The sequence below is a fragment of the Zymomonas mobilis subsp. mobilis ATCC 10988 genome, assembly GCF_000175255.2.
Taxonomy (GTDB): domain Bacteria; phylum Pseudomonadota; class Alphaproteobacteria; order Sphingomonadales; family Sphingomonadaceae; genus Zymomonas; species Zymomonas mobilis.
Genome location: NC_017262.1, coordinates 424,150 through 449,953, shown reverse-complemented (window position 1 = coordinate 449,953; position 25,804 = coordinate 424,150). Strand labels below are relative to the sequence as shown.

At 43.2% G+C, this 25,804-nt stretch carries 18 protein-coding genes and 1 pseudogene; 11 read left to right on the top strand and 8 right to left on the bottom strand.

Annotation, left to right across the window (positions count from 1 at the left end):
• Positions 1-113: 113 nt before the first annotated feature.
• Genes ZMOB_RS02055 through ZMOB_RS02045 form a run of 3 tightly spaced genes read right to left on the bottom strand, consistent with a single transcriptional unit; the run spans position 114 to position 3,243 of the window.
• Complete coding sequence (locus tag ZMOB_RS02055; protein WP_014500487.1) at positions 114-1,280, bottom strand: KpsE/RkpR family capsule polysaccharide export protein; 1,167 nt, start codon at positions 1,278-1,280, stop codon at positions 114-116.
• A 47-nt stretch (positions 1,281-1,327) separates the two neighbouring features.
• On the bottom strand, positions 1,328-2,566 hold the full coding sequence (locus ZMOB_RS02050; RefSeq protein ID WP_014500486.1) for a glycosyltransferase family 4 protein: 1,239 nt from the start codon (positions 2,564-2,566) through the stop codon (positions 1,328-1,330).
• Between the two features lie 17 nt (positions 2,567-2,583).
• Entirely contained in the window at positions 2,584-3,243 is a 660-nt protein-coding gene (locus tag ZMOB_RS02045) for an ABC transporter ATP-binding protein (RefSeq protein ID WP_014500485.1), read from the bottom strand.
• A 372-nt stretch (positions 3,244-3,615) separates the two neighbouring features.
• On the opposite strand from ZMOB_RS02045, the gene ZMOB_RS02040 reads away from it, so the two are divergent.
• Both ZMOB_RS02040 and ZMOB_RS02035 read left to right on the top strand, forming a co-directional pair.
• Positions 3,616-4,740, top strand: coding sequence for a polysaccharide biosynthesis/export family protein (locus tag ZMOB_RS02040; RefSeq protein ID WP_252507298.1), 1,125 nt, complete (start codon positions 3,616-3,618; stop codon positions 4,738-4,740).
• A gap of 190 nt (positions 4,741-4,930) precedes the next feature.
• Positions 4,931-6,805: a DUF885 domain-containing protein gene (locus ZMOB_RS02035; RefSeq protein ID WP_014500483.1), complete on the top strand. Its 1,875-nt coding sequence runs from the start codon at positions 4,931-4,933 to the stop codon at positions 6,803-6,805.
• A 48-nt stretch (positions 6,806-6,853) separates the two neighbouring features.
• Here ZMOB_RS02035 and ZMOB_RS02030 read toward each other — a convergent pair whose 3' ends face one another.
• Together ZMOB_RS02030 and folD are read right to left on the bottom strand one after the other, a co-directional pair.
• The gene (locus ZMOB_RS02030) at positions 6,854-7,954 is read right to left on the bottom strand and encodes a branched-chain amino acid aminotransferase (protein ID WP_012817078.1); all 1,101 of its coding nucleotides are present in this window, start codon (positions 7,952-7,954) and stop codon (positions 6,854-6,856) included.
• 49 nt (positions 7,955-8,003) lie between these two features.
• Positions 8,004-8,897 carry a bifunctional methylenetetrahydrofolate dehydrogenase/methenyltetrahydrofolate cyclohydrolase FolD gene (folD, locus tag ZMOB_RS02025; protein WP_014500482.1) on the bottom strand — a complete coding sequence of 298 codons (894 nt, stop codon included), beginning with the start codon at positions 8,895-8,897 and terminating at the stop codon, positions 8,004-8,006.
• 226 nt (positions 8,898-9,123) lie between these two features.
• Here folD and ZMOB_RS02020 point away from each other — a divergent pair, with 226 nt between their 5' ends.
• The 5 genes from ZMOB_RS02020 to ZMOB_RS02000 all read left to right on the top strand — a co-directional run bounded on the left by ZMOB_RS02020 (position 9,124) and on the right by ZMOB_RS02000 (position 17,532).
• Positions 9,124-11,346, top strand: a complete 2,223-nt coding sequence (locus ZMOB_RS02020; RefSeq protein WP_014500481.1) for a heavy metal translocating P-type ATPase — start codon at positions 9,124-9,126, stop codon at positions 11,344-11,346.
• A complete protein-coding gene (locus ZMOB_RS02015; RefSeq protein ID WP_014500480.1) occupies positions 11,343-11,552 on the top strand; it encodes a heavy-metal-associated domain-containing protein in 210 nt (69 codons plus the stop codon). The genes ZMOB_RS02020 and ZMOB_RS02015 overlap by 4 nt, the downstream gene beginning before the upstream one ends.
• Before the next feature lie 597 nt (positions 11,553-12,149).
• A complete protein-coding gene (locus tag ZMOB_RS02010) occupies positions 12,150-13,556 on the top strand; it encodes an NAD(P)H-dependent flavin oxidoreductase (RefSeq protein ID WP_011240776.1) in 1,407 nt (468 codons plus the stop codon).
• 163 nt (positions 13,557-13,719) lie between these two features.
• On the top strand, positions 13,720-15,165 hold the full coding sequence (locus ZMOB_RS02005; protein ID WP_014500479.1) for a catalase: 1,446 nt from the start codon (positions 13,720-13,722) through the stop codon (positions 15,163-15,165).
• Positions 15,166-15,405: 240 nt separating this feature from the next.
• Positions 15,406-17,532 (top strand): ligand-binding sensor domain-containing protein, encoded by a 2,127-nt coding sequence (locus ZMOB_RS02000; RefSeq protein WP_252507297.1) that lies wholly within the window; start codon positions 15,406-15,408, stop codon positions 17,530-17,532.
• On the opposite strand, the pseudogene ZMOB_RS10060 reads toward ZMOB_RS02000, so the two are convergent.
• A pseudogene (locus tag ZMOB_RS10060) lies at positions 17,519-18,297 on the bottom strand (IS5 family transposase). The gene ZMOB_RS02000 and the pseudogene ZMOB_RS10060 overlap by 14 nt on opposite strands.
• A gap of 59 nt (positions 18,298-18,356) precedes the next feature.
• On the opposite strand from ZMOB_RS10060, the gene ZMOB_RS01985 reads away from it, so the two are divergent.
• Positions 18,357-19,199, top strand: a complete 843-nt coding sequence (locus ZMOB_RS01985) for a GGDEF domain-containing protein (RefSeq protein WP_252507296.1) — start codon at positions 18,357-18,359, stop codon at positions 19,197-19,199.
• A gap of 18 nt (positions 19,200-19,217) precedes the next feature.
• On the opposite strand, the gene ZMOB_RS01980 is transcribed toward ZMOB_RS01985, so the two are convergent.
• The gene (locus ZMOB_RS01980) at positions 19,218-19,607 is read right to left on the bottom strand and encodes an MliC family protein (protein WP_014500478.1); all 390 of its coding nucleotides are present in this window, start codon (positions 19,605-19,607) and stop codon (positions 19,218-19,220) included.
• A 148-nt stretch (positions 19,608-19,755) separates the two neighbouring features.
• Here ZMOB_RS01980 and ZMOB_RS01975 point away from each other — a divergent pair, with 148 nt between their 5' ends.
• Positions 19,756-20,883, top strand: a complete 1,128-nt coding sequence (locus tag ZMOB_RS01975; RefSeq protein ID WP_012817071.1) for a hypothetical protein — start codon at positions 19,756-19,758, stop codon at positions 20,881-20,883.
• A 48-nt stretch (positions 20,884-20,931) separates the two neighbouring features.
• Complete coding sequence (locus ZMOB_RS01970) at positions 20,932-21,378, top strand: ASCH domain-containing ribonuclease (RefSeq protein WP_012817070.1); 447 nt, start codon at positions 20,932-20,934, stop codon at positions 21,376-21,378.
• Positions 21,379-21,417: 39 nt separating this feature from the next.
• Here ZMOB_RS01970 and argJ read toward each other — a convergent pair whose 3' ends face one another.
• The gene (gene argJ / locus ZMOB_RS01965; RefSeq protein WP_014500477.1) at positions 21,418-22,647 is read right to left on the bottom strand and encodes a bifunctional glutamate N-acetyltransferase/amino-acid acetyltransferase ArgJ; all 1,230 of its coding nucleotides are present in this window, start codon (positions 22,645-22,647) and stop codon (positions 21,418-21,420) included.
• A 352-nt stretch (positions 22,648-22,999) separates the two neighbouring features.
• Between argJ and secA the strand changes: the two genes are divergently transcribed.
• Positions 23,000-25,777, top strand: coding sequence for a preprotein translocase subunit SecA (gene secA, locus ZMOB_RS01960; protein WP_014500476.1), 2,778 nt, complete (start codon positions 23,000-23,002; stop codon positions 25,775-25,777).
• Positions 25,778-25,804 lie beyond the last annotated feature (27 nt).

Sequence of the window (25,804 nt, the reverse complement as noted above, 5' to 3'; positions counted from 1 at the left end):
TATAAGATAGATTTATTTCTGTGGCTCTTATATCTTAGTTCGGACTCCTAATTATTTTTAGCTACAGAATTAGAATGTCAAGCCAGCTTTAAAGCTGGCTTGATAAGACTATTTTAAGCAGCGTGTTCCCTTGTTCCAGCAATAATTAGCCAACCAATGGCATAAACCAGCATCAGCACAAGAGCCGTTCCGGCTATTGTTACAATGGGTTTAGGGTAGGTTGATTTAACCGGCATATTGGGTTCAACGACGCGGATGATAAATAATTTTTGCCGCATTGCAGTTTCACTCGCTTTTACAAGAGAGGCTGCAGCTGATTCATAGCGTTTGGCGGCAAATTCTTGGCGGATACGAAGTTCTTCGTATGAGCCCAATCCCGTCACCATAGAAGTCCGACCATTAGTCATCAGGCTTTTTTGCTTATTAACAACGGATTCTAAAGACGCGACCTGTCTTTTCTGAGCAATATATTGAGGACTATCGGGTGAAATAGTTTCTTTCATAGAATCAAGCTGTGCTCGAGCCTGTGCTAATTGAGCCGTAAGCTGAGAGACCAATTTAATTTGAGTTTCGCCAGTAATCCGTGGATCTAAATCCTGATCACCGCGTCTGAAATGGGTAATAGCTAATTGTATTTCTGCAATCTTATCTTCAGCTTGTTCTAACTGATTTTTAGCAACCCCAACAGCACTTTCGTAACGACGTTTATTCATGTCGTTAACCCGCTCTTCGCCTAATTTGAGGAGAGTTTCAGCTAAAATATAGGCATCCTTCGGGCGAAAGGCTCGAACTTTGACATTCGTAATGCCGGTTTCGGTCTCATATTTTACTTTAACATGATTTAAATAATATTTTAACAGCATTTCGGGTGTTGGATTAGCAAACCATAAGCGGCTAAAAATATCGGCCTCAGGTCTTCTGAACATCTCCACAAGGTTTAATTGTGATTGAAGTTTTGCGATGACGTCATGAGATTGCAGATAGTCATTGACACTGACACCTTCAGTCTGACTTCCACCCGAACTTCCTAATGCACCCATCATTTGACTAAGACCAGTGGCTGGCATCGCATTTTGACCATCAGAGCGGACGACAAAATGAGCCTCGGACTCATATTGATCAGAGGCAATCAGCGAGTAATAAAAAGAAAGGAACAAAAGAGGAAAAATAACGATTATTATGAAATTCCTATGTTCTTTCCATGATTTTTTCAAAAAATCTATGGCAGCAGAATAATATCTGTCAAAAGGCTTCTGAAATTCTTCGTCCGTCGTTTCCACATTTTTTTCCAAATTTAGTTAAAAACCAAAAGCGGCATAAATATCTATTAGAGCTTATCTGCTAATTGAAGCACGGCTGTAATATGCGCATCCCAACTTGGCAACTGCCATTTCAGCATAGCTTTTTTTTGTATTTCCACTCGTTCAGAATTGGACCGGCTATATTCTATAACAGCATTTTGCCAGCCTAAGCCATCAATGGGATCAATATATTCCGGGACTATACCCCCCACTTCTCGATGCGCAGCTATATCGCTACAAATAACGGGAACCCCTAAACTAATCGCTTCTGCAATCGGAAGACCATAGCCTTCTGCAAAAGAAGGCATGAGTAAGGCGCGTGACTGCTTTAACCAAAGCTGCATTTGATCATCTCCGAGATGGCTAAACTCGAAAACCCGTTTTTGCATAGCGGGACACCGATCAAGCATATCAAGGATATTTTCATTTTCCCAACCACGTCGCCCCACTAAAACAAGATAGGGTGTTTTATCACCATAAAGGGTGACAAGATTTCTCCAAATATTGAGAAGCAATAAATGATTTTTTCGAGGCTCTATCGTGCTGATATAAATAAAAACTGGTTGCTCTTCATTGATATTGAGCGTTTCAAATAAAGAAGGGTGAATATTTTTAGATAATTTAGAATTATGCCTAATATCTACACCTAAATGGGCTGTAACTATAGGTATGTTTTTTTCTGATTTTTGAAGAAAATCTTGGAATTTTTTTTCAGTATCGTAAGAATTAGCAATAACCCCATCTGCTAATTGAGCTACTGTATTCATTCTTTTTATATGTAAATCAGCTCCATTAGGACGGGCATATTCAGGATAACTAATGGGAATAAGGTCATGCAACAAGCAGATAAATTTAGCCTTTTCTTTTTTTAGAATAGAGGCCATCAGTTTTTGATTGGTCAAATGATGAGGTGAGGATTGTAGAAAAATACGAAGCGACCGACTATTCTCGGGCACAGATTGAGGCCACATTAAACCGTAAATTTTACTGATATACTGCCACTTCTCGATGCTTTTTGGGGGAATAGAGATTTTTCCATTCCATAAATTATCGACGTGATCGAGGAAAATCAAAGCTTTGTCATTGGGAATCCGTCCATATCGCCCAAAAATATTGATAGCTGCAAAAGAAAGCTGATCTGGAATTCGACGTAATAACGCGCGGGCATAGGCCATTTCCACTCGGTCAACACCGGTAGGTGTAGCATGGAATAGGCGGGATAATAGACGTGACAGATCAAGGACGATCTCTCGATCTGGCTGCATAAAATAATCCTTTGAGTTTAAGACTGGCTCTGTTTTTCCTGATGAAATGTAATCGCTTCATCAATGGTATCAAAGAGATGAAGCTGTTTCTGATACATGACAGCACCACTATCGCAATATTCTCTCAAGGTATTAAAATCATGAGAAATCATCACTAAAGTACCATTCTCGCGACGTTCGATGAGCGCTTCGTGACAACGATGACGAAATCTTTCATCACCGGCACCGGTGACTTCGTCGACGAGATAGCAATCAAAATGAATTGCTAAGGATACACCAAAGGCTAGTCGAGCAACCATACCGGCTGAATAGGTTTTGATCGGTTGCCGAAAAAAAGGCCCTAATTGGGCAAAGTCTTCAACATAAGCTAATAATTCATCTACATCTTTTCCATAGACACGCGCGATAAATCGGCAGTTATCAGCGCCGGTTAGACTGCTCTGAAAAGCACTAGTATAGCCAATCGGCCAAGAGGTCGACATCTTGCGTGTTATTTTCCCGAAAGTTGGCTTCTCAACCCCGGAAATCAAACGGGTCAAAGTCGACTTACCCGCACCATTGGCTCCGCATATACCGATACTTTGGCCTCTTTTTAAGGTGAAGTTCAGATCACGGAATACAGTATTTTCAAATTTCTGATTTTTATATATTTTTGTAACATGTTCAAATTTGATCATTTTTTACCATAACCATTCCGAATTGCTTTAATAATTTATTCTAAAGAGACAATTCAAAGCGTCAAAACTGGTCATTCCTTTATAGAAACAGTATCAACGCTCTTCTATAGGGTAATTATCCCACCGTAACATTCATAAAAGAGGCAGAATGAACAGCGTTTTAAAGGTTGCGCACAAAAAGATGGAGTTGTGCTTTATTTTTTTCCAAAGATATAGCATGAGCTCCTAGTGATGATGAATTCTTGCCAAGCCTTTGCTCGATCTCTATCGAGATACACCCGATCCTTGTCGCAATTGGGGTGCCTTATTATACCTGTTGTATTGGCAGGTTGTAATTCTTTGCCTTCTAGCGGACCGACGGCCCATCAGTTTTTGAAAAGGACAAAACCTGGGCGCAACCCGTTGGATATCACGGTGATCGACTTGAACCAACCTACAAATGGAATGAAAGCGGTGCTGGCAGCAGACAAAAATAGCGAAATACTAGATGACAATATTTCGCTTTCTTCTGCTGCCGAAAGATATACCAAGGAAAATGGTAGCGAGACTGGCCGGAATCTAAAATTACGGGATTTAGCATCAGAAGGGCGCGTTGACCTTATCGGCCCAGGCGATGTCCTTCGAATCAGTATCTATGAGGCAGGCACCCGGCTTTTTATCGGTAATAGTAACCGTTATGGTTATACGGGCGTTGATCCATCCGCTTCCGCTGAACATTTTGATATTGTTGCTGTTGATGCAATGGGAACGATTAAGTTACCCTATGCGGGTAGATTGCGTGTGGCTGGTTTACGGGTTGTTCAAATCCAGCATCTTATTGAAGAAGCCTTCGCCACCCAGTCACAGAAACCGCAGGCTATGGTTTCTGTTCTCGAAAATGTTGCTAATACGGTTTATGTCGGTGGTGATAATGCGACGAAAGCATCACGTATGCCGCTGACTTTATACCGGGAGCACTTACTGGATGCGGTTTCTTATGTCGGGGGACCCCGTGCATCGCTTTTAGCGGATACGGTCGTTATTTTTTCTCGAAGCGGGAAAACCGTTAAACAGCGTCTCGACCATATCACGCCTGAAAGCCCAGACAATCTTGCCTTATTGCCAGGTGACCGGATTGAATTGGTGAAACGGCCAAGAACATTTGAGGTCTTCGGGGCAGGTAGTCGAGTTGAGCAGATGGCCTTCAATAATCCTGAAGTTTCCTTAGCTGAGGCGCTTGCGAGAGGCGGTGGCCCAAATGATAATATTTCTGACCCAAGAGCCGTCTTTTTGATGCGTTTTGTCCCAGATGAGACAGCGCCTAATAAGGAAAGACCCGTCGTTTATCAGCTAAATATGCTTGATCCTGCTAGTTATTTTATGGCGCAAAGATTTACTTTGCGGGATAAAGATGTCCTTTATATTTCCAGCGCGAAGTTAACACGTGCTATCAAGGCTGCGAATATTGTTAACCAGATATTTGCACCGCTCCTTATTGCAAGAGCGGCAGCATATTAATTTTTAGCTTGTTATCGGAGCTGGGTTGTAATCTGAAGATATCTATCCAGCTCCAAGAATATTATTCTATTTTTAGTCAATATTTTGTCTTGCTTCCCTTAGAATAATCAGAAAAACTATTCTCCTTTGTAACAAAGTTTAGTCATGGCCTAAATTGGGAACATGCCTTTGATTAAGGGGGGAATTGATCTTGGGGAATCAACGAATAGGTAAACCCGATAGTCAGGAAAGACGAAATATTCTAAAAAAAACGGCCACGGTTCTGACCGTTGCAGGAATCAGTAATATTATTCCAGAAATAGTAAGTGCAGCGGATAATTCACCGTTATCAGGTCTGTTGGCAGAGCTTGCCCATGAAATTTTAATTCTGTCGCCAGAAATGGCGACAAGTTTAGGACTTGATAAGGGGCAACTGGCAGGACTTGAAGCCAAACTGTCTGATAATTCCGAGAAGGGTTTATCAGAATGGTCTCGTCAAATGCGCTCTATGCGTCAGAGATTGGATAAGGTGAAAGCCAGTCTCAAGAATGAAAAAGACCAAATACAATATGAAACAGTTTCTTATGCTGTGGATCGTGGTTTAGACGGTCTTGGCTTTTCTTACGGCGGAGGTGCCGCTGCTGGTTTTTCTGGTGGAACAGAAACCTATAGCCTTAGCCAACAAAATGGCGTTACTACCTCGATGGCTGATTTCTTGAATTCTCAGCATCGGATTGAGAATAAGGCAGATATTGAAGCCTATCTTTTACGATTGCAGGCTTTTTCTCGACAAATTAAAGAGGAAACTGAGGAACTCAAAAGAGAGGCCTCTATTGGCGTTATCCCACCTAATTTTATTGCCCAAAAAGCCTTCGCACAAATGCAGGATTTTCGGGCTATCAAGGCTGAAGAACAAAGTTTTGTTCAAAATTTAGATGTTCGCGCGAAAAAAGCCGGTATCCAAGGTAGTTTTTCGGATAAAGCGGCCAAAATTGTAAAAGATAGCCTTTATCCTGCTTTGGATATTGAATTGGCAGAATTCTCAAAAATTCTGCCTAAGGCCGGAAATAATCCATCCGTTTCACGTTTACCTGATGGGGAAGCTTATTATCATTGGGCTTTAAGATTAGGCACGACGTTGACGACATCTGCGTCGGATATTCATAAAATCGGTCTTGAACAGAATGAAATTCTGAAAGCCGAAATGGATGGCTTGCTTAAATCACAAGGCTTTACCCAAGGAAGTGTTGGACAAAGATTACAGGCGTTAAGCAAAGATCAGCGTTTTATCTATCCTGATAATGATGCAGGTCGAGCTGAAATTCTAGATTATCTCAATGGAAGACTGGCGGCTATTCGGCCTTTGCTTCCTAAATTGTCACATTTGGGGATGAAAGCCCCAATTCTGGTCAAAAGAGTTCCACCCGATGTCGAAAAAGGTGCCCCTTTAGGCTATATGAATTTTCCGGCCTTGGATGGCAGCCGACCAGCTATTTATTACATTAATCTGGCATCAACGAACTTATGGCCGCGCTATTCTTTGACAACTCTGACTGCCCATGAAGGTATCCCCGGTCATAGTTGGCAAGGCGCCTATCTGGCAGAACATCATAGTGAAATTCCTCTTATCTCTTCCATGATGGGCTTTAATGCCTTTGTTGAAGGATGGGCGCTCTATGCCGAAAAGCTGGTAGATGAATTAGGGCTTTATACCAATGATCCAGTCGGAAGGATTGGTTATCTTTTAGATCAGCAATTTAGAGCATGTCGTCTGGTGATCGATACCGGATTGCATTCTATGGGGTGGTCGCGTGATCAGGCTATCCGCTATTTGATTGATGAATGTGGTTATGTAGTGGATGCCGCGACCAGCGAAGTTGATCGTTATTGTTCTAGCCCAGGACAGGCCTGTGGCTACAAAATGGGACAGCTCGAAATTTTGAGGTTACGCCAAAAGGCAAAAGATCAATTGGGCTCGGCTTTTGATTTGGCTTCTTTTAATGATGCCATTGTCAAAACAGGCGGTGTACCTTTGCCTGTTTTGGGGGATGTGATCAATCGTTATATTGCCCGCAGTAAAGGTTAGCAGACATAGAAAAAGAGCCCCTAAAAAGGGGCTCTTTTTTAAAGAAAATTAAACGCGTTTGACCCAGCCATAAGGATCTTCTGCGCGTCCATACTGCAAGTTAATCAGAGATTCTCTCAGTTCATTGGCTACTGGATTATTAGCGCCATTTTCACCAATCTCAAAATCGCCATGTGTGTCGCACACTTTACCGATAGAAGTAATAACCGCGGCTGTCCCACAGGCAAAGGCTTCCAGCAATTTGCCAGATTTGGCATCTTCACGCCATTGATCAAGGCTATAGGGCTGTTCCAGAACGGTATATCCTTTGTCGCGGGCTAATGCGATGATCGACTTCCTGGTAATTCCGTGGAGAATCGTGCCTTTCAGTGGAGGGGTGATCAATGTTTTGTCATTCATGACAAAAAAGACATTCATCCCACCAAGTTCTTCGATCCAACGGCGTTCGATGGCATCCAAGAAGACAACCTGTGCACAACCATGGGCGTAGCCTTCGGCTTGAGCTGTCAGACTGGCTGCATAATTACCGCCACATTTGGCCGTACCAGTGCCACCAGGAACCGCCCGAACATGATTTTCGGAGACCCAAATCGGCACACCTTTGGTTGCATCCTTGAAATAAGAGCCAACCGTACAAGCGATAATCGCGAAAATATATTCTTTGGCAGGTTTCACCCCAAGGAAAGGCTGGCTGGCAATTTGGAAAGGACGAATATAGAGGCTACCTACTTCACCATCAGGCACCCAGTCACGATCAATATCGACCAGCTTATGCACGGCATCCAGAAAGATTTCTTCTGGAATGGGTTCCATCGCCATAACTTCTGCTGAATGGCGGAAACGACGGGCATTTTCTTCGGGCCGGAACAGCAAAATTTCATTTTCGGGACTGCGATAGGCCTTCATCCCTTCGAAAATTTCCTGCGCGTAATGCAACACTGAAGCGGCCGGATCGAGTGGTAACGGCTGGCGAGCCATAACCCGTCCGTTATGCCATCCTTTTTCTTCGGAATAGTGAATCACAACCATATGATCAGAAAAGGTCGTGCCGAAGCCAGGATTAGCCATCATTGCCTTGCGTTTATCAGCGGGCGTAGGATGGTCAGTGGGTTCTATCGTAAGAATAGAGGTTTCTTTCGTTTGAGACATATACTTAACCAATCTTGGTAAAGACAATGAAATGCTTTGTCTTTGTCCTTTAAGAAGCAGAAGTCAAATTCCGTGCAGCCTGCACCGTATTATTAAGAAGGCAGGCAATAGTCATGGGACCAACCCCCCCAGGGACTGGAGTGATGGCCGAAGCGACCTTCGCAGCTTCGACAAAATCAACATCCCCGACAATGCGCGTTTTCCCCGCAGCCTTGGCAGCCTCATCCTCAGCAGGAACCCGATTGATACCGACATCGATCACAACGGCGCCGGGTTTGAGCCATGAGGCTTTGACAAAATGAGGAATCCCGACAGCAGCGACAACGATATCGGCCTGTCGGCATAATTCTTCCAAATTTTTGGTATGGCGATGCGCAACGGTTACCGTGCAATCGGCGGCTAAAAGAAGCTGTGCCATCGGACGGCCAACAATCGTTGATCGACCAATCACCAAAGCATTTTTGCCTTTTAGGCTCCCCAAGCTATGCTCGAGCAACATCATGCAACCGGCAGGTGTGCAAGGCACCAAACTAGGCGTGCCTATTGCCAAACGTCCTGCGTTAACGACATGGAAGCCATCAACATCTTTGTCTGGATCAATAGCTTCAAGAATAGTTGGGGTATCAATATGCTTAGGTAAAGGCAGCTGAACCAAAATGCCATGAACAGCGGGGTCATGGTTGAGTGTTTCGATCAAATCGAGCAATTCTTGCTGACTGGCATTTGCATCAAGGCGATAGCTGAGGGAATTCATTCCGACAGCTGTGGTCATTTCTTCTTTCTTACGTACATAGATACGGCTAGCTGGGTCCTCGCCCACTAGGACAACGGCCAAGCCAGGAACGACGTTACGTTCTTTTTTGAATGTTTTGACATCTTCGGCAATTTTATTGCGTAAATTTGACGAAAATTCTTTACCATCAATAATTATTGCCTCAGTCATGAACAATCCTTACAACAAAAATATTAAAAGAATCAGCTTGGTCTTATAGGCTAAGCCATGCCCTATATAGGGGGATCACTTTATTTTGGAAGAAAACAAGTCTTAAAAATACCATTGATAAAGAAAATAAATTATAATTCACCCGACTGAACGGCACCATTTCTAACCTGATGAGTTAGCTCTGATATATCTTGCGGTTAAATCGGTCGGAAAGAATCCCCATCATATGGCATCAAAAAAGACGGTTTCTTTATTTATTAAAGGTATGGAATGTGCGGCTTGTTCAAGCCGTATTGAGAAACGGCTAAACCGTCTTCCTGATGTCGAAGCCTCGGTCAATTTTGCGACCGAAAAAGCGCAGGTTACTTTTGATCCGAGTGTAACGCAGATAAGTGACATCATAAAAATAATTGAGAAAATTGGTTATGGTGCCATCGAATCTGAAAAAATTGATAGTGAAAAGCAGCGTTTACTAGAACAGAAACTGAGAAAACAAACCCTATATTATTTTCTACTTGCCCTTTTTTGCAGTCTACCTTTTCTGCTTCAGATGGTGATGATGTTTTTTCCTAACCATTCGATGGCAAAAACAGAGTCTGAAATGCCACGTCTTATCCAATGGGGCTTGGCGACTATTGTTGAATTTATAGCGGGTGCCTCTTTCTTTAAAGCAGCATGGAAATCGCTTCGTTCTGGATCGGCCAATATGGATGTTTTGGTCGTTTTAGGAACGGGTATGGCCTATCTTTATAGTAGCATCGTTACTTTCGGTGGCTTCAGGCATCTACATATTTATTTTGAAGCCAGCGCCATGATTATTACGCTCGTTTTATTAGGGCGCTTGCTAGAAGATATGGCCAAAAATCGGGCAGGCTCCGCGATGCACTCTTTATTGTCATTGCAACCACCGATTGGCCATATAGAAGAAGATGGACATATTTCGGATGTCGTTGTTAGCCAAATACAAACAGGCAATATCCTTGTTATTCGTTCAGGTGAGCGAGTGCCTGTCGATGGACAGATTGTAGCAGGTGAATCCTCTTTCGATGAAGCCATGCTAACAGGCGAAGCGATGCCAGTTGTTAAACAAGCCGGTGATACTGTTTTTGCTGCTAGCATCAATAAGGGCGGCGCCGTCAGGATAAAGGCCATCGCTGTTGGGGCGCATACAGCCTTGGCAGGTATTATCCGAATGGTTGAAGAGGCTCAGGGGTCAAAAGCGCCGATTCAAAAACTGGCTGACAAAATAGCCGGTATTTTTGTTCCGGTTGTGATTGTCATTGCTTTTCTGACTTTAGCTGTCAGCTGGCTTTTGACAGGGTCTTTTTCTTCTGCCTTGGTTTCCGCTGTTTCAACCTTGGTTATTGCTTGCCCTTGTTCTTTGGGATTGGCGGTCCCGACGGCAATTATGGTGGGAACGGGGGCTGGCGCCAAAAAAGGCATCCTTATTCGCAATGTCGATGCTTTAGAACGTGCTAAAAATATCAATTATTTGGTGGTTGATAAGACAGGAACAATTACGGAAGGCAAACCCGAGGTTGCAACAGTGGCCTGTAGCGCGGGTATAAAAGAAGAGGATCTTTTAACGGTTGCGACCTCTCTTGCCAGTCAATCATCCCATCCTTTGTCGCAAGCTATCGCTTCTTTTGGCCGAGACAAAGACATTACCATTTTTCTGCCTGACCATATACTGGAAAAGGCGGGTCTTGGAGTTACTGGAACAGATAAGAACCATCATAAAATCAGGATGGGTTCTTTACGCTTTCTAGAAGAATCCGGTATAAAAATTCAAGATTCCGCTTTATCTCAGCTTCATCAAGACGAGCATAAGAAAGAGAGCAGCTTTGTTTATATCGCCCGCGACAACCAATATCTAGGCTCTATCGCCTTGGCTGATCCTGTCAGACCCACTTCAAAAAAGGCTGTTGAAAGACTACATGATTTAGGTATCGAAGTGGCGATGTTGACGGGTGATAATGACGTCACTGCCCAAAAAATTGCCGAGAATGTCGGTATTCGTCATTACAAAGCAGGTCTGTTACCGGAAGATAAAGCAAATGAAATTCAGAGCTTGAAGAAACAAGGGCATTATGTTGGTATGGTCGGTGACGGTATCAATGATGCACCGGCCTTAGCCGTAGCTGATGTCAGTTTTGCCATTGGAGCCGGTTCCGATATTGCAATTGAATCGGCAGATATCATTTTGATGAAATCCAACCTTGAAGAAGTCGCCCTTGCGATATCTCTTTCGAGAGCAACCATGCAAAAAATGAAACAGAATTTGTTTTTTGCCTTTATCTATAATGTTTTGGGTATTCCATTAGCCGCTTTCGGTTTTCTTAACCCTGTTATTGCTGGAGCTGCGATGGCAATGAGCTCTGTTTCTGTTGTGAGTAATTCGCTTTTATTAAGCCGATGGTCGGCTTTTCCATCAGGAGAGATTAAATGACCCGTGTGATTTTTCAGGTCGAAGGGATGCATTGCGAGAAATGCGTTAAAACGATTGAAGGCCATTTAGGCCAGTTACAGGGCGTTTCTGCTGCCACGGCATCTTTAAAGAATAAAGCCGTCACTATAGATTATAATCCGGACGAGGTGTCGGAAGATGTCTTGAGAAAAGAAATAGATGATTTAGGATATGATATAGTTGCCTGATCTGAAAATAACAGCGGTTATTGGATAACCAAATCAGGATATTCCAGCCCACCTATCTTGGAGCAGGTGGACTGGAATTCTCTCCCTAATACTTGCGGTCAATTTATATCATTTGACGGAAAAGTAAATTTATATAATGTATTTTTTTGTAACTTAGATTAATTTTTTTATTAAGATATTCTTCATAGAGATGGTCGTATTTTTTCATTTTATCCTTATATAATAAAAAGCACCCAAACTCTGAAATTTTGACGATAGAATAGTCGAAAGCGAATTTAGTTTTGAATGAACCATCTCTTTGGGCGAAAAGAGTTAGTTAAATCGCAAAAAATTTAAATAACAATAAAATTTATTTTTGAATAATTTTGTTGTTATGAATTATTTAATTTTGAAAAATAGTATTAACTAAGGGTGGTTTTTAAAAAATCTTTTCCCATTTTTTGATTAAATCTTTAAAATATTTCATTCCCTTTTTAAAAGAGCTGATTTAAAATTTTGTGCCTCGCGAGAATGATTTGAAACTAAACTTCTGCGTTTTTTATTGATAAAAGCGCTTTGACCCAAATTAAGAAAATTGCATTTTAAGGGAGGATTAACTTGTTCAAAGGCTTGCACCCAATCCGTTACGGCAAGCGTGAAGTATGGCCTCTGATTGAAGGCGGGAAAGGTATCGCCGCATCGGATCATATGAGTGCAGGCGCTTGGGCGGCTGCTAATGGCATTGGCACAATTTCGGCTGTTAACGCAGATAGCTATGATGAAAATGGCCGGATTATTCCCCAAATATACCACAGCAAAACCCGTCCAGAACGCCATCAAGAATTGGTGCAATATGCCATAAATGGTGCCATTGATCAGGTTAAACGCGCCCATGATATTGCATCCGGCAAGGGTGCTATCAATATCAATATTTTATGGGAAATGGGCGGTTCCCAAACTATTTTAAAAGAGGTTTTGGAACAGACCAAAGGGCTGGTGACAGGCATTACCTGTGGTGCCGGTATGCCTTATAAACTTTCCGAGATTGCTGCCCATTATCAGGTTTATTATTTGCCGATCGTTTCTTCGGCTAGAGCCTTTAATGCCTTGTGGAAACGTGCTTATTCCAAGGCACCTGAATTTCTGGCCGCTGTTGTCTATGAAGATCCGTGGCGGGCAGGGGGGCATAATGGTTTATCCAATGCTGAAGATCCAGCCTCACCGCAGCCGCCTTATGAACGGGTATATGCCCTCAGGAAGGTGATGCGTGCTGTGGGTATTCCTGACAGTATACCCATCGTTATGGCAGGCGGTGTTTGGCATCTTGAGGAATGGAATGATTGGATCGACAATCCTGAATTAGGCACGATCGCTTTCCAATTTGGAACGCGTCCGTTGGTAACGCAGGAAAGTCCGATTTCTTTGCCATGGAAAAAACGTCTGATGCAGCTGGATGAAGGGGATGTTTTATTGCATCGCTTTTCACCAACAGGATTTTATTCTTCGGCGATCAAAAATAGATTTTTGAAAAACCTAGAAGAGCGGTCAGAGCGTCAAATTGCTTTCTCGGGTAAAGAAGCCGGCGATCACCAACATTTGTTGGATGTCGGTGTAAATGCCCGCGCCAGTTTTTGGGTCACTGAAGGTGATTTGGCAAGAGCGCGCCAGTGGGTGGAAGATGGCTATGTCTCGGCATTAAGAACGCCAGATAATACGCTTGTTTTTGTTACCACAGAAGAAATGCGGATGATCCGTAAAGATCAGGCCGCTTGCATGGGGTGTTTAAGCCAATGCAATTTTTCTTCATGGACGGAAGCCGACAAAAATACGACAGGCCGTGTGCCTGATCCACGAAGCTTCTGCATTCAAAAAACATTGCAGGATATTGCGCATAGTGATGAGATCGAAGACAATCTGATGTTTTGCGGTCATTCAGGATATCGGTTTAAGACCGATCCTTTCTACGCCAATAATTTTATTCCTACGGTTCAACAATTAATCGACCGTATTCTTACTGGAAAATAATATTTATCTGAAATTACCCTGTAATAAAATGCAGGGTAATTTTTGATAGCTATCAAAATAGAGCTTATTATTCGGTCATTTCATCGCACCGCCGAATTTTTAAGGATACAATCACCTAGACTATGCGTTCAGTCATAAATCCCAATCAGGTAAGAGGGACGTTATGACTAGACCCAATCTTCAGACTGAATCAGGCCGCATTGTTGGTGATAACCAAAATAGTATCACCGCAGGAAAACGAGGCCCAACCCTCCTCCAAGATGTCTATCTCATTGAAAAATTAGCGCATTTCAACCGCGAGCGGACACCGGAAAGGGTTGTTCATGCCAAAGGATCGGGCGCTTTTGGTGAGCTAACGGTAACAGCTGATATTACCCGCTATACAAAAGCCAAAATCTTTTCAGAAATCGGGAAAAAAACACCGATGTTTGCCCGTTTTTCTACGGTTGGCGGAGAAAGAGGCTCGGCAGATACAGTGCGTGACCCGCGCGGTTTTGCCCTGAAATTTTATACTGAAGAAGGGAATTGGGATTTAGTCGGGAACAATACCCCCGTCTTTTTCATCAGAGATGCGATAAAATTTCCAGATTTTATCCATACGCAAAAGCGTAATCCACAGACGAATTTAAAAGACCCCAAGATGGTATGGGACTTTTTCTCGCAAAGTCCTGAAAGTTTGCATCAGGTTCTTATTCTCTTTTCTGATCGTGGTATTCCTCTTAGTCATCGCTTTATGCATGGCTTTTCTAGTCATACCTATTCGATGATCAATGAGGCTGGAGATATCCATTATGTGAAATGGCATTTCCTGTCACAACAGGGCATCAAAAATTTGAAGGCCGAAGAAGCTGAAAAATTGGCAGGCAGCAATCCTGACCATTATCAGGAAGATCTCTTTTCTTCGATCGAGAAAGGCGATTTCCCGAAGTGGAAGGTTGCAATCCAAATTATGACGCCTGAACAAGCCCGAAATCAGCGGCTTAATCCTTTTGATGTTACCAAAGTCTGGTATCACAAGGAATTCCCGTTGATGGAAGTTGGCTTTTTCGAGCTTAATAAAAATCCCGAAAATTATTTTCAGGATGTTGAGCAAGCCGCTTTCTCCCCAGCGAATACTATACCTGGCCTTTATTTTAGCCCTGACAAGATGTTGCAGGGACGGCTTTTTGCCTATGCTGATACACAACGTTACCGTTTGGGTATCAATGCGACGCAGATTCCTGTTAACCGCCCAAGATGCCCTGTTCATGGTTATTATCGCGATGGCACGATGCGGGTTGATGGCAATGGTGGTGATGCCGTCAATTATGAACCTAATTCTGATCCATCTTCGCCCTTTGAAAACGCATCTTATAAAGAACCGCCTATCGCGGTTGATGGTGAAGGGGGGCATTATGACCGCTATGAAGATTCCGGAAATGACAATTATGAACAGCCCGGAAAACTTTATCGTTTGATGAAAGAGGATGAAAAAGCCCGTTTAGTTTCCAATTTGGTCGCTTCTCTGGGTGCTCCCTCGGTGCCTAATGCGATAAAAGAAAAGCAAATAGAATTATTTAGACGTTGCGATGCAGATCTTGGAAAAAGATTAGCCGATAGCCTGTTATAAAATAGGCTGCTTTTCGTATATGCATCTCTCTTTTGAGAGGTGCATATATTTATATTTTCACTGTCTGTTATCTGTATTTTTTTTGTTAAATTTTGTTGGTGAAAAGATTATATCAAAATAAAATAAATAGTTTTTGAAACCTAAAAAGATTTCTGTGTGTTGTACATTTCTTGTTTTTTGCAAAAAAAAGGACTGTTTTTACTTTATATTTATATAGGTATCACAGTTTTTTTTGCAGGAATGACATCTTTAAATGCCGCCGACACATGGGCGGATTGGCGGCCTGTCTATATTCAGACGGTCGACATTTCTAATGGCAACCAAAATTTAAACAGCAATATATCGGCGATTGCCAAAGACAAACAGGGAATTTTTTGGTTCGGAACAGCGGGCAGCGGCTTAATCCGTTATGATGGACAGCATGCGGATATCTTACGCTATTCATCCTCTTATAATTTAAGTTTGCCTGATAACGTTATTCATAGTCTGGCAGCGTTGCCAGATGGGGGCTTGCTCATTGGGACGGATGTTGCCGGTGTTGTCCGTTTTAATCCCATGGATAATAATTTTTACCCCTATCCAGCGACAGGAAAACAATATCTAGGTAGTCGGATCTATGCGATTGTCCCAGATAGGCAGGGGGGATATTGGATTGGATCGGATATTGGTCTGTCCCATATCGATTCTGATTTAAAACATACCCGACAATTTTTTGTCTTTTGTCAGGATAATGGCACCTGTTCCAGTCAAACACGGGCGATTTTACAAGAAAAGGATGGATCGCTTTTATTAGGAACGGATAAAGGTCTAGTCCGTTATTCGCCAGATAATCAGAAATTTACCTATATTCATTTCAAGACATCAGTTCAAAATAATATTGAAGGAATCCGTGCGCTTTATAGGGATTCTAAGGGCTATCTTTGGATTGGAACGGCATCTAGCGGTGTCTTTTACATAACGTTAGATGGCAAATTACATCAGCCTGAATCTCTAAAACAAGAGAGTCCCTTTATTCGGTATCATTCCGTAAATAGTTTTGTAGAGACCTTTAGCGGTGCGCTTTGGATTGGAACAAGAGGTGGGGGGTTATTATCTCTTGACAGAAAAAGCGGGAAAATAAGCTTTATTCATCAGAATGAAGCGGCTCCAGAAAATCTGGATACGGATTCTATCCGCGCTTTTTATCGTGAAGAAAATGGTAATATATGGATCGCGGCAGGAGACAATATCGCTTTTTACAATCATGAAAATGATCATATTTTTACCTTTAACAATAGCGGTATTAGCAGCAAATCCCTTGCTGATCGCAATGTCTATTCCATTTTAGTTGGCCGGTATAAGCAAATTTGGCTAGGTCTCGAGAATGGACAGATCGACTATTTTGATAAAAAACAAGGCTTTATTCGGCATTTGAGATCAAAAGGCATGGCTTCAGGGGAAGGGATTCATAGCCTTGTCGAATTGGGCGATGGTAGTATTTTAGCCGCTTCTAAAGGTTTGAGCCTGATAAATCCTCGAAATCTAGAAGTCTCGCCTTACTCTGTCCCAGATTTGCCAGAAAATCTGATTGTCACCAATCTTCTTTATAAAAATAACATTCTCTATATCGGCACTCCAGAAGGCTTATATATTTACGATATAAAGAATAAAAAAACAGAACACTTAACGCATACGAATAGCGATTCGAATAGTCTAGCTAATAATAGAATATTAGACTTAGCCTTTCATGATAATATTTTGGTGATTGCTACGGCAAAGGGACTTAGTTTTTATATTCCCAAGAATAAAAAATTTTATAACATTTTCCATCGAAATGATAATATCAACACTATCCCTAATGACTATATTGCAGCACTTCGGTCGGCCGGAAAAATACTTTGGGTTGGAATTAGAGGTGGTTTGCTGAAAAAGCAGGGCAATACTCTTTCTGTGGTGCCGATGCCGGAGAGCGAGTTATTCTGTGAGACTATTCAGAGTTTAATAAACGATACTAAAAATCGACTCTGGATAGTTGGTAGCAGCACTATTGCTGCGATAAATCCAAAGACACAAAAAATAGATCAAATAAATCGTCATAGCGATAGCGATAAAATGATCTATTATCGGGATAGCGCCGCAATCGGAGCGGATGGCGAAATTTTATTGGGTGGATCGAATGGTCTGACGGTTATTCCAGCCGATTTCCATCCTGATATAATACCACAGCCTAAAGCTGGCCTAGCTATTACTAGCGTCAAATTTAATGGCAATGAGCTGCCTTATGGAAAAATTCCGAAAGAAGGTCAGCCTCTGAATCTACCTTCACATGCCAAAAATTTGTTAATAAGATTTTCTCTTCTGGATTACGGTTTTTCTAGGTTTTGTTGACAAAGGAAGGTAACCACAATTTTACGGCCGCGAGATGAAGGAAGGCGAGAAAAGATTTTCTGGTTTTGTCATAGCGTGTGGCAATGCGCCTGAACTGCTTTAGCTTATTAAACATCCGCTCAATACGATTACGATCTTTGTAGTGCTGGAGATTATAAGGAATAGGCTTTTTTCGATTGGAACGAGGCGGGATAACAGGAAGAATGCCTCGAAAAAGCAGTTTTTCGCGTAACCTATCGCTATCATATCCTTTATCAGCGAGAAAACAGTGGGGTGTTGTGACAGGGATATCTATCAAGCTATCAGCGCCAGAATAATCAGAGACCTCACCACCGGTTAGTGCGAAAGCTAGAGGGCGGCCTTGACCATCGGAACGGGCGTGGATCTTGCTCGTAAAGCCTCCGCGACTGCGACCAAAGCCTTCCTTATACGTCCCCCTTTTGCGCCAGCCGCTTGGCTGTGGGCGCGAATAATCGTACTATCTATCATATGTTGCCAGTCATCTGTCAGGCCAAGGTCAACGAGAGTTTCAAGAAGAGCGTCCCACACACCCTGTTCTGCCCACCTACGAAACCGAACATAGACCGAATTCCATTTCCCATAACGTTCATGCATATCTCGCCACGGGCAGCCTGTTCGAAGCACATAAAGCATACCATTGAGAAATAACCGATTACTTTTGGCGGGACGCGCGCAGCGGCCTCGTTCGCTTGGAAGAAGACCCTGTATTATCTCCCACTCCGCGTCCGTCAGATCTCCTCGCATCCTATCTACCCTACAAAACTTGTTCTCAAGTTATCTCTAAAAATCTTAAATTATACCCTTTGTCAACAGAACCTAGGCAAATACATTATAGCTATCGTTTGTTAGGGCAGGATTCTGAATGGCTTAACTTACCGGCAGGTAGTGTGCCTTTTGTTATTTATTCCCATTTACCAGCAGGCCATTTTACCTTTGCCCTTCGAGCGACTATCCCTGGTATAAAGCAGCCTATTCTTGAAACGCATTTCCCAGTGAATGTTGAATACAGGTGGTATGAATACCGTTTTGTTAAAATTGCTCTGATCATAGTTTTAGCATTATTTCTCTATGATCTGATATCTAATCAGATTAGAAAATTACGACTGATGATTACTAATAAAACTTTGGAGTTGCAGGAAACCAATCTTCGTCTAAAAGAATTAGCGAATACTGATGAATTAACAGGTCTACTTAATAGACGCGCCTTTACAGAAATGTTTGAAAAAAATTGTGCGCAATTTAGTAAAACAAAAGACCAGTTTTCTGTTTTTATTCTAGATATCGACTTTTTCAAAAAGATAAATGACAACGAAGGGCATTTGGCAGGCGATGCCGTTATTCAATATATTGCCCAGAAAATTACTGAAAATATTCGACAACAGGATTTCGCGGCACGCTATGGCGGAGAAGAGTTTGTTATTATGCTGCCCAATGCCGATATGGAGACAACTTGTCAGGTTGCCTCACGTATTGGGAATGCGATTTCCGAAAAGCCAGTTCCTTACCAAGGTAGAGAAATCCCTGTGACGGTTAGTATCGGGGTTGCCGTTATGAAGGAAAATGACGATGCCAATTCCTTGTTAGAACGGGCGGACGAGCGTCTCTATATGGCGAAAAACCAAGGCCGAAACCGCGTTTCTTCTTAAATTGGTTCAGTGTCTTGTTTATTTTAGTAAACGGCAATTCCGATAAATAATACGAGAATTTTGGGCATTATCGCCTTTAAAAACTGACAGAAAAGCGGAGTCACCTTTGCTCCACCAGATAAGGCCATGGGATAAATCCAGCCCATGATGGCCGATATAACGCTCGCCACTGGCCGAAACCGCCTCTGTAAGACCATAGCTTTGATCGCCAATATCAAGGCGAAGAAAAGAAACAGTTTCTTTTCTACTCTGATCTTCTGAATTGATATAATGCGCCGTCACATTTTTCTTGTTATCACATAAGTAATGATAGGCCTTTTCTTGAATATTGATATTTTTCGAATTCTCTTCAGCCAAAATTGGTGTGGTTACAAAAAGAGCCAGAAGTGTTAAATATTTCAATTTCATCACAAAGACTCACTCGTTATTATTGATATTTTGTATGTTATCTAATTTATGGTTGGCGTTAGGGTAAAACAATATCCTTTGCGTTGAATATGAATGTTTTCCGGCACATATAACAATGCCCTGAAAAAGAGAGGATTGTCTGTTGGAAATGAAGACTGTTTCCCTTGCTTCTTTGTTTTTATCTACAATTTTGATGGCTTGCCCGCTTTATGCTCAATCGGAGCCAGAAAATACAGCATCGCTTCCGTTAGTGGCAGGCAGTGAAAAGACCCATCGGGCGGTTGACTATGTCGGTGGCTGGGCTGTGACCAGTAATGGCAAAACCATCATGGAAATCCAGATAGAACAAACACATGATAGCAAGAATCCTTTTGCCGGGTTTCTTAGCCATCCCCATTTAGATATTACCCCCAAGGCTTTCACCAAAGTGCATGGTCCCTTGGTTAGGGAAGAAATTATTGCCAGCCGTTTTTTTGACGATCATTTATTTTTTTCTACCCGTGACGGGCTGGGGGCACGCCATGATATCGAAATGTGGCTTGATAATAATGAGAGCGCTTCTTTAAATATTCTCGATATCGCGGGTATTCGCTGGCCTATTACCCGCACCAATAGCCGTGCGCCTTTCACGCTGAATTGGGATATTAATCATGTCTATACAATAGATCGACCTGAATTACCGCCTAATACGGAAATTATTAAACTGTATCATGAAGTTCAGCCTTTAAAAAATACGGATGAAGAGCTTGCGGGATCGGCTCGCATCCAAAGAGTTAAAGATATTATTACGCAAGGGAAATTGCATACAGCGCAGGATTTTAATCAGGCGGCATATATCCTGAATCGGAGTTCCAGATCCGAAGATGCTCTGTTGGCGCATAGTTTAGCCATGGCAGCCTTGGCGAATGGGGATGAAACCGCCATTACGACGGCAACAAACAGTCTTGATCATTATTTGATGTTAAATGGCCGCCCCCAGATTTATGGCACCTGTCGAGAAGGTTCAGCAAAAAATAGTCCGATCAAACAGCCTTATGACAATAGCATTATTCCTGAAACCCTGCGTCATGAATTGGGGGCTTTTGAACCTATTGCGTCTCTTGCGCCCAGCACGGCTGACAAAAATCTACTTCCTATAGAAAAGTCGAATGAAACCCCTGGGAAAGAGGCTGTAGCGAATACATCGCCGCCAACTGTGAAAATTTCGCATCGCAAAATTCCGATGGGGCAGCCTGTTGTTACGAAAAAAATACCAGCAATGCCTAAAAAGGATTAGTTGGATATGAACGTCTTTTTTGCGGCTGTTTGAAGGATATATTGAAGCGTGACTGATATCCCAGACCGAAAAGAAGCAGTTATTTCCTTATGGCCAGAATTCGCAAAGGCGATTGTATCTGGCAAAAAAACGGTGGAATTTCGACGAAGAATACCGCTTCCAGCTTTATCGGCGCGGATTTGGATTTATGCGACGCGTCCTGTGAAATCAGTGATTGGCTTTGCTTATCTGGAAGCGATTGTTCAAGGCGATGTTAACACACTTTGGAGTCGATACGGGCGCGAAGCCTTTCTATCAGAACAACAATATCGAGATTATTTTGAAGGGACAGAAAAGGCAACGGCTTTTCTCCTTAGAGACCATCAGCCAATCCGACCAATCAATCTCGACCAATTAAAAGAAATCCGTGCTAATTTTCAGCCACCCCAGTCTTTGACGTGGTTACGAAAAGAAGAGACGCAAAAATTGGTGAGTTTGACTAGTCAGGTAGAATAGGGGGCGGTAATCCCAATCGATTGCCGCCCCCTATGGTTATCAACTCCGGTAATCGGCGTTGATCGAAATATAACCATGGGTCAAATCGCAAGTCCAAACCTGCGCCTGACCTTTCCCTAATCCGATATCGACAGAAATATCTATTTCTTTGCCTTTTAAATGAGCGGCGACAGGGGCTTCGTCATAATTGGGTACAACCATGCCTTTCGCGGCGACCTCTATGCCGCCGAAGCGGATGGACAAAAGATCCCGTTCCGCAGGCTGACCGGCTTTCCCGACAGCCATAACAACGCGTCCCCAATTGGCATCCTCTCCCGCCATAGCGGTTTTTACCAAGGGTGAGTTAGCAATCGACATCGCGATAATATGTGCGCTTTCATCAGAGACCGCACCATTAACGGTAACGCTGATAAATTTGCTGGCACCTTCGCCATCTCTGACAACCTGCTGTGCCAAATCAAGGCAGATAGCTGTTACCGCCTCTTGCAATTTGTCGGCATCTTTATCTTCTTCTGACGATAAAATCCGATTACCAGCCGCCGCTGTTGCAAAAGCGAGAACTGTATCAGAGGTCGATGTATCACTATCAACTGTGATGCAAGAAAAGCTTTTCTTATTAGCTTTGGTCAGCATTTTCTGTAGCAATTCAGGGGCAACGGCGGCATCTGTGAAGATATAACCAAGCATGGTGGCCATATCAGGCGCAATCATGCCTGACCCTTTGATGATACCGACCATTTTGACGGATTTACCCTGAATAGTAATGTCCTGACGGGACATTTTTGCAAAAGTATCCGTGGTCATAATGGCATTAGCCATATGGTCCCAATTCACATCTTCCGCAGAGAAGGCCTTTTCAAGGCCATCACAAGCGGTCTTAATTGGGAGAGGCACGCCGATAACACCGGTTGAAGAAACAAACACCTCATGCAAAGCGCATTTTAGATGATCGGCCACGCGAGCCGTAATCGCGGCTACCGCTTCGCGGCCTTTATGGCCAGTAAAAGCGTTTGAGTTTCCTGCGTTGACAACAAGCGCGCGGGCTTTCCCTTTTTTAATAGCGGCACGGCACCATTCCACTTCGGGCGAAGGGCAAGCTGACTGGGTCGTAAGCCCCGCGACTACGGTATCCGGCTGAAAAAGAAACAGGCTGAGATCATTGCGCTGCCAATTTTTATAACCGGCGCAGACCGTTCGTAATGTAATCCCGTCTATGGCCGGTAATTCAGGTGTATAACTGGGCGCAAGCGGGGAAATATTGGCGATCATACAAAAAGATCCTTCAATCACAATAGACTGGCCGGTTTGTTCATACGGCTTGATAATGTATTATCACTATAGCGATCCGTCTTTATTCCTCAAAGAAGGATATAAAAAGCTCGAAAAAAAGATTAAATGACAGTAAGACTGTAAAAATACTCTTGGCTGCTCTGGTCTCTAGAATCTGATGCTTGTCAGAAAAATCGACAGGGTAAGAACAAAGAGGCATTGTAATGGGGGGAGGGGATGATTGACGTTACCAAGGCGGCGACCTATCTTCTTTTCAACTTATCAGCTTAAAAGTGAGCCTTTGCCGGTTCATTCCGTTCACCGCATATTTTGAAATTGTTAGGGACTGTCCATGTTCGGCGCTATTGCCAAGGCTTTATTCGGCTCTGCTAATGATCGTTATATCAAATCCCTGCGCCGTATTGTTGAAAAAGTAAACAGCTTTGAACCCAGCGTTTCTGCGCTTGATGATGACGGGCTTGCCCGACAAACGGTTCTTTTCAGGGAAAGGTTGGCCAAGGGTGAAACGCTAGATCAACTTCTGCCGGAAGCCTTTGCCACCGTCAGAGAAGCGTCGAAGCGAACTTTGGGACAGCGTCATTACGATGTCCAGATTATCGGTGGTATTGTCCTTCATCGTGGTGAGATCGCAGAAATGCGCACCGGTGAAGGGAAAACCTTGGTAGCGACGCTTGCCTGTTATTTGAATGCATTGGAAGGCAAGGGTGTTCATGTCGTGACGGTCAACGACTATTTGGCAAAGCGTGATGCTGAACAGATGGGGCAAGTCTATCGTTTTCTTGGCCTGACCGTTGGCGTTGTTATGCCGAATATTTCGGATGAAGAACGCCGTCAGGCCTATCTTGCCGATATTACCTATGCGACGAATAATGAATTGGGTTTCGATTATCTCCGCGATAATATGAAATATACGCGGGAACAGATGGTTCAGCGGCCTTTCAATTATGCCATCATTGATGAAGTTGATTCAATCTTGATCGATGAGGCGCGGACACCGCTTATTATTTCGGGCCCAACCGATGACAAATCTGATCTCTATATTGCGATAGATCAGGTTGTTAAAAAGCTTGGCTCTGATGACTATGAAATTGATGAAAAACAGAAAAATGTCGTTCTGACTGAAGATGGGACAGAGCGCGCCGAACAGTTTTTGAAAGCCGATGGTCTTTTGCCGGAAGGCAATCTTTACGACTTTGAAAATACCCAGATTGTACATCACCTTAATCAGGCATTGAGAGCCAATTTGATGTTCCGGCGAGATGTCGATTATCTGGTTAGAAATAACAAAGTCGTCATCATTGACGAATTTACAGGCCGGATGATGGATGGCCGTCGTTGGTCGGAAGGTTTACATCAGGCGATAGAGGCCAAAGAAGGCGTTCAGATCGAACCTGAAAACCAGACTTTGGCCTCTATCACCTTCCAGAATTACTTCCGTCTATATCCACGTATTGCGGGTATGACCGGAACTGCGGCAACGGAAGCCACCGAATTCCATCAAATTTATAAAATAAATGTTGTTACTATCCCCACCAATTTACCGGTGCAGCGGAAAGATGAAAACGACCAGTTTTATAAAAATCTGGAAGACAAATTCCGAGCTATTGCCAAATCTATTAAAGAACATGCCGCTAGTGGCCAGCCTATTTTGGTCGGCACTGTCTCGATTGAAAAATCGGAATTGCTTTCGGAATATCTGCGTCATGAAGGGGTGCCTCATAAGGTTTTGAACGCCCGTTATCATGAGATGGAAGCGCATATTGTTGCGCAGGCTGGGCGCTTGGGTGCGGTAACGATTGCAACCAATATGGCCGGACGCGGCACAGATATTCAGTTGGGCGGTAATGCTGATTTCCGGATTGCTGACGAATTGCGGGAAATGACGGAAGGGCCTGAGCGGGATGCGGCTATCATCCGCATCAAGAAGGAAGTAGCAGAAGAAAAGCAGAGAGTTCTTGAAGCCGGTGGCTTATTCGTCCTTGGAACGGAACGCCATGAAAGCCGCCGTATTGACAACCAATTACGGGGACGGTCGGGACGTCAGGGTGACCCCGGATTGAGCCGTTTCTATCTTAGCCTTGATGATGATCTGTTGCGTATTTTTGGTTCCCAGACGATGTTTGCCAAAATGATGAACAAAAGTCTGGCTGATGGTGAAGCCATCGTTAGCCCGATCATGTCGAAGGCAATTGAAACCGCGCAGAGAAAAGTTGAAGCCCGTAATTATGACATTCGGAAACAGGTCGTCGAATATGATGACGTGATGAATGACCAGCGGAAAGTCATCTACGAACAGCGCGCTACGGTTATGGACGCGGAATCGGTCAATGACCTTGTCGAAGAGATGCGGGAAGATACTATTGCCGATCTGGTTTCCGAGACTTGTCCTGAAGATCAATATGTCGAACAATGGGATATTGATCAGTTAAAGGAAAAAGCGCTTGATCTTCTGAATCTCGATTTGCCGGTCAAAGAATGGCAGGAGGAAGAAGGTATTGATAGCGAAATCATTGCCGAGCGTATCCTTGAAAAATCCGATGAACTTTTAGCTGAACGCAGCAAAGATATTCCGCCAGAGCAATGGGCGGGTATTCAAAAGAATACGTTGCTTCAGGCGATTGACCATCATTGGAAAGAGCATCTTTCTGTTCTTGATAGTTTGAGACAGATTATCCATTTGCGGGCTTATGCCCAACAGACGCCGATCAATGAATATAAGCATGAGGCTTTTGCGCTGTTCGAGCGGATGCTTATCTCTATTCGCGAAGATGTTACCCGCAATTTGAGTCGAATTGAGCTTTTTCAGCCGTCTTTTGAATTGTCCGAACTACCAGAATTTTTCAAAAATTCGCCGGAAATCATGGCAGCCTTAGAAGAGCAGGAAAAACTGCTTTTTGAGACAACTGTTGATGGCCAGAATCAACCACAAGATGACCAGATTACGGTCAATCAAATGGCTGCCCAACAAGGCGCTGCTGCTCAAACCGATTCTCTATCAGATGCAGATCCGGCGCATTGGGTAGGAAAGATAAGTCGTAACGCGCCTTGTCCTTGCGGGTCGGGTAAGCGTTACAAACATTGTCACGGCGCTTTCGATAGTAAAAATTAAGAGAAAAGCTGCCTTCGGGCAGCTTTT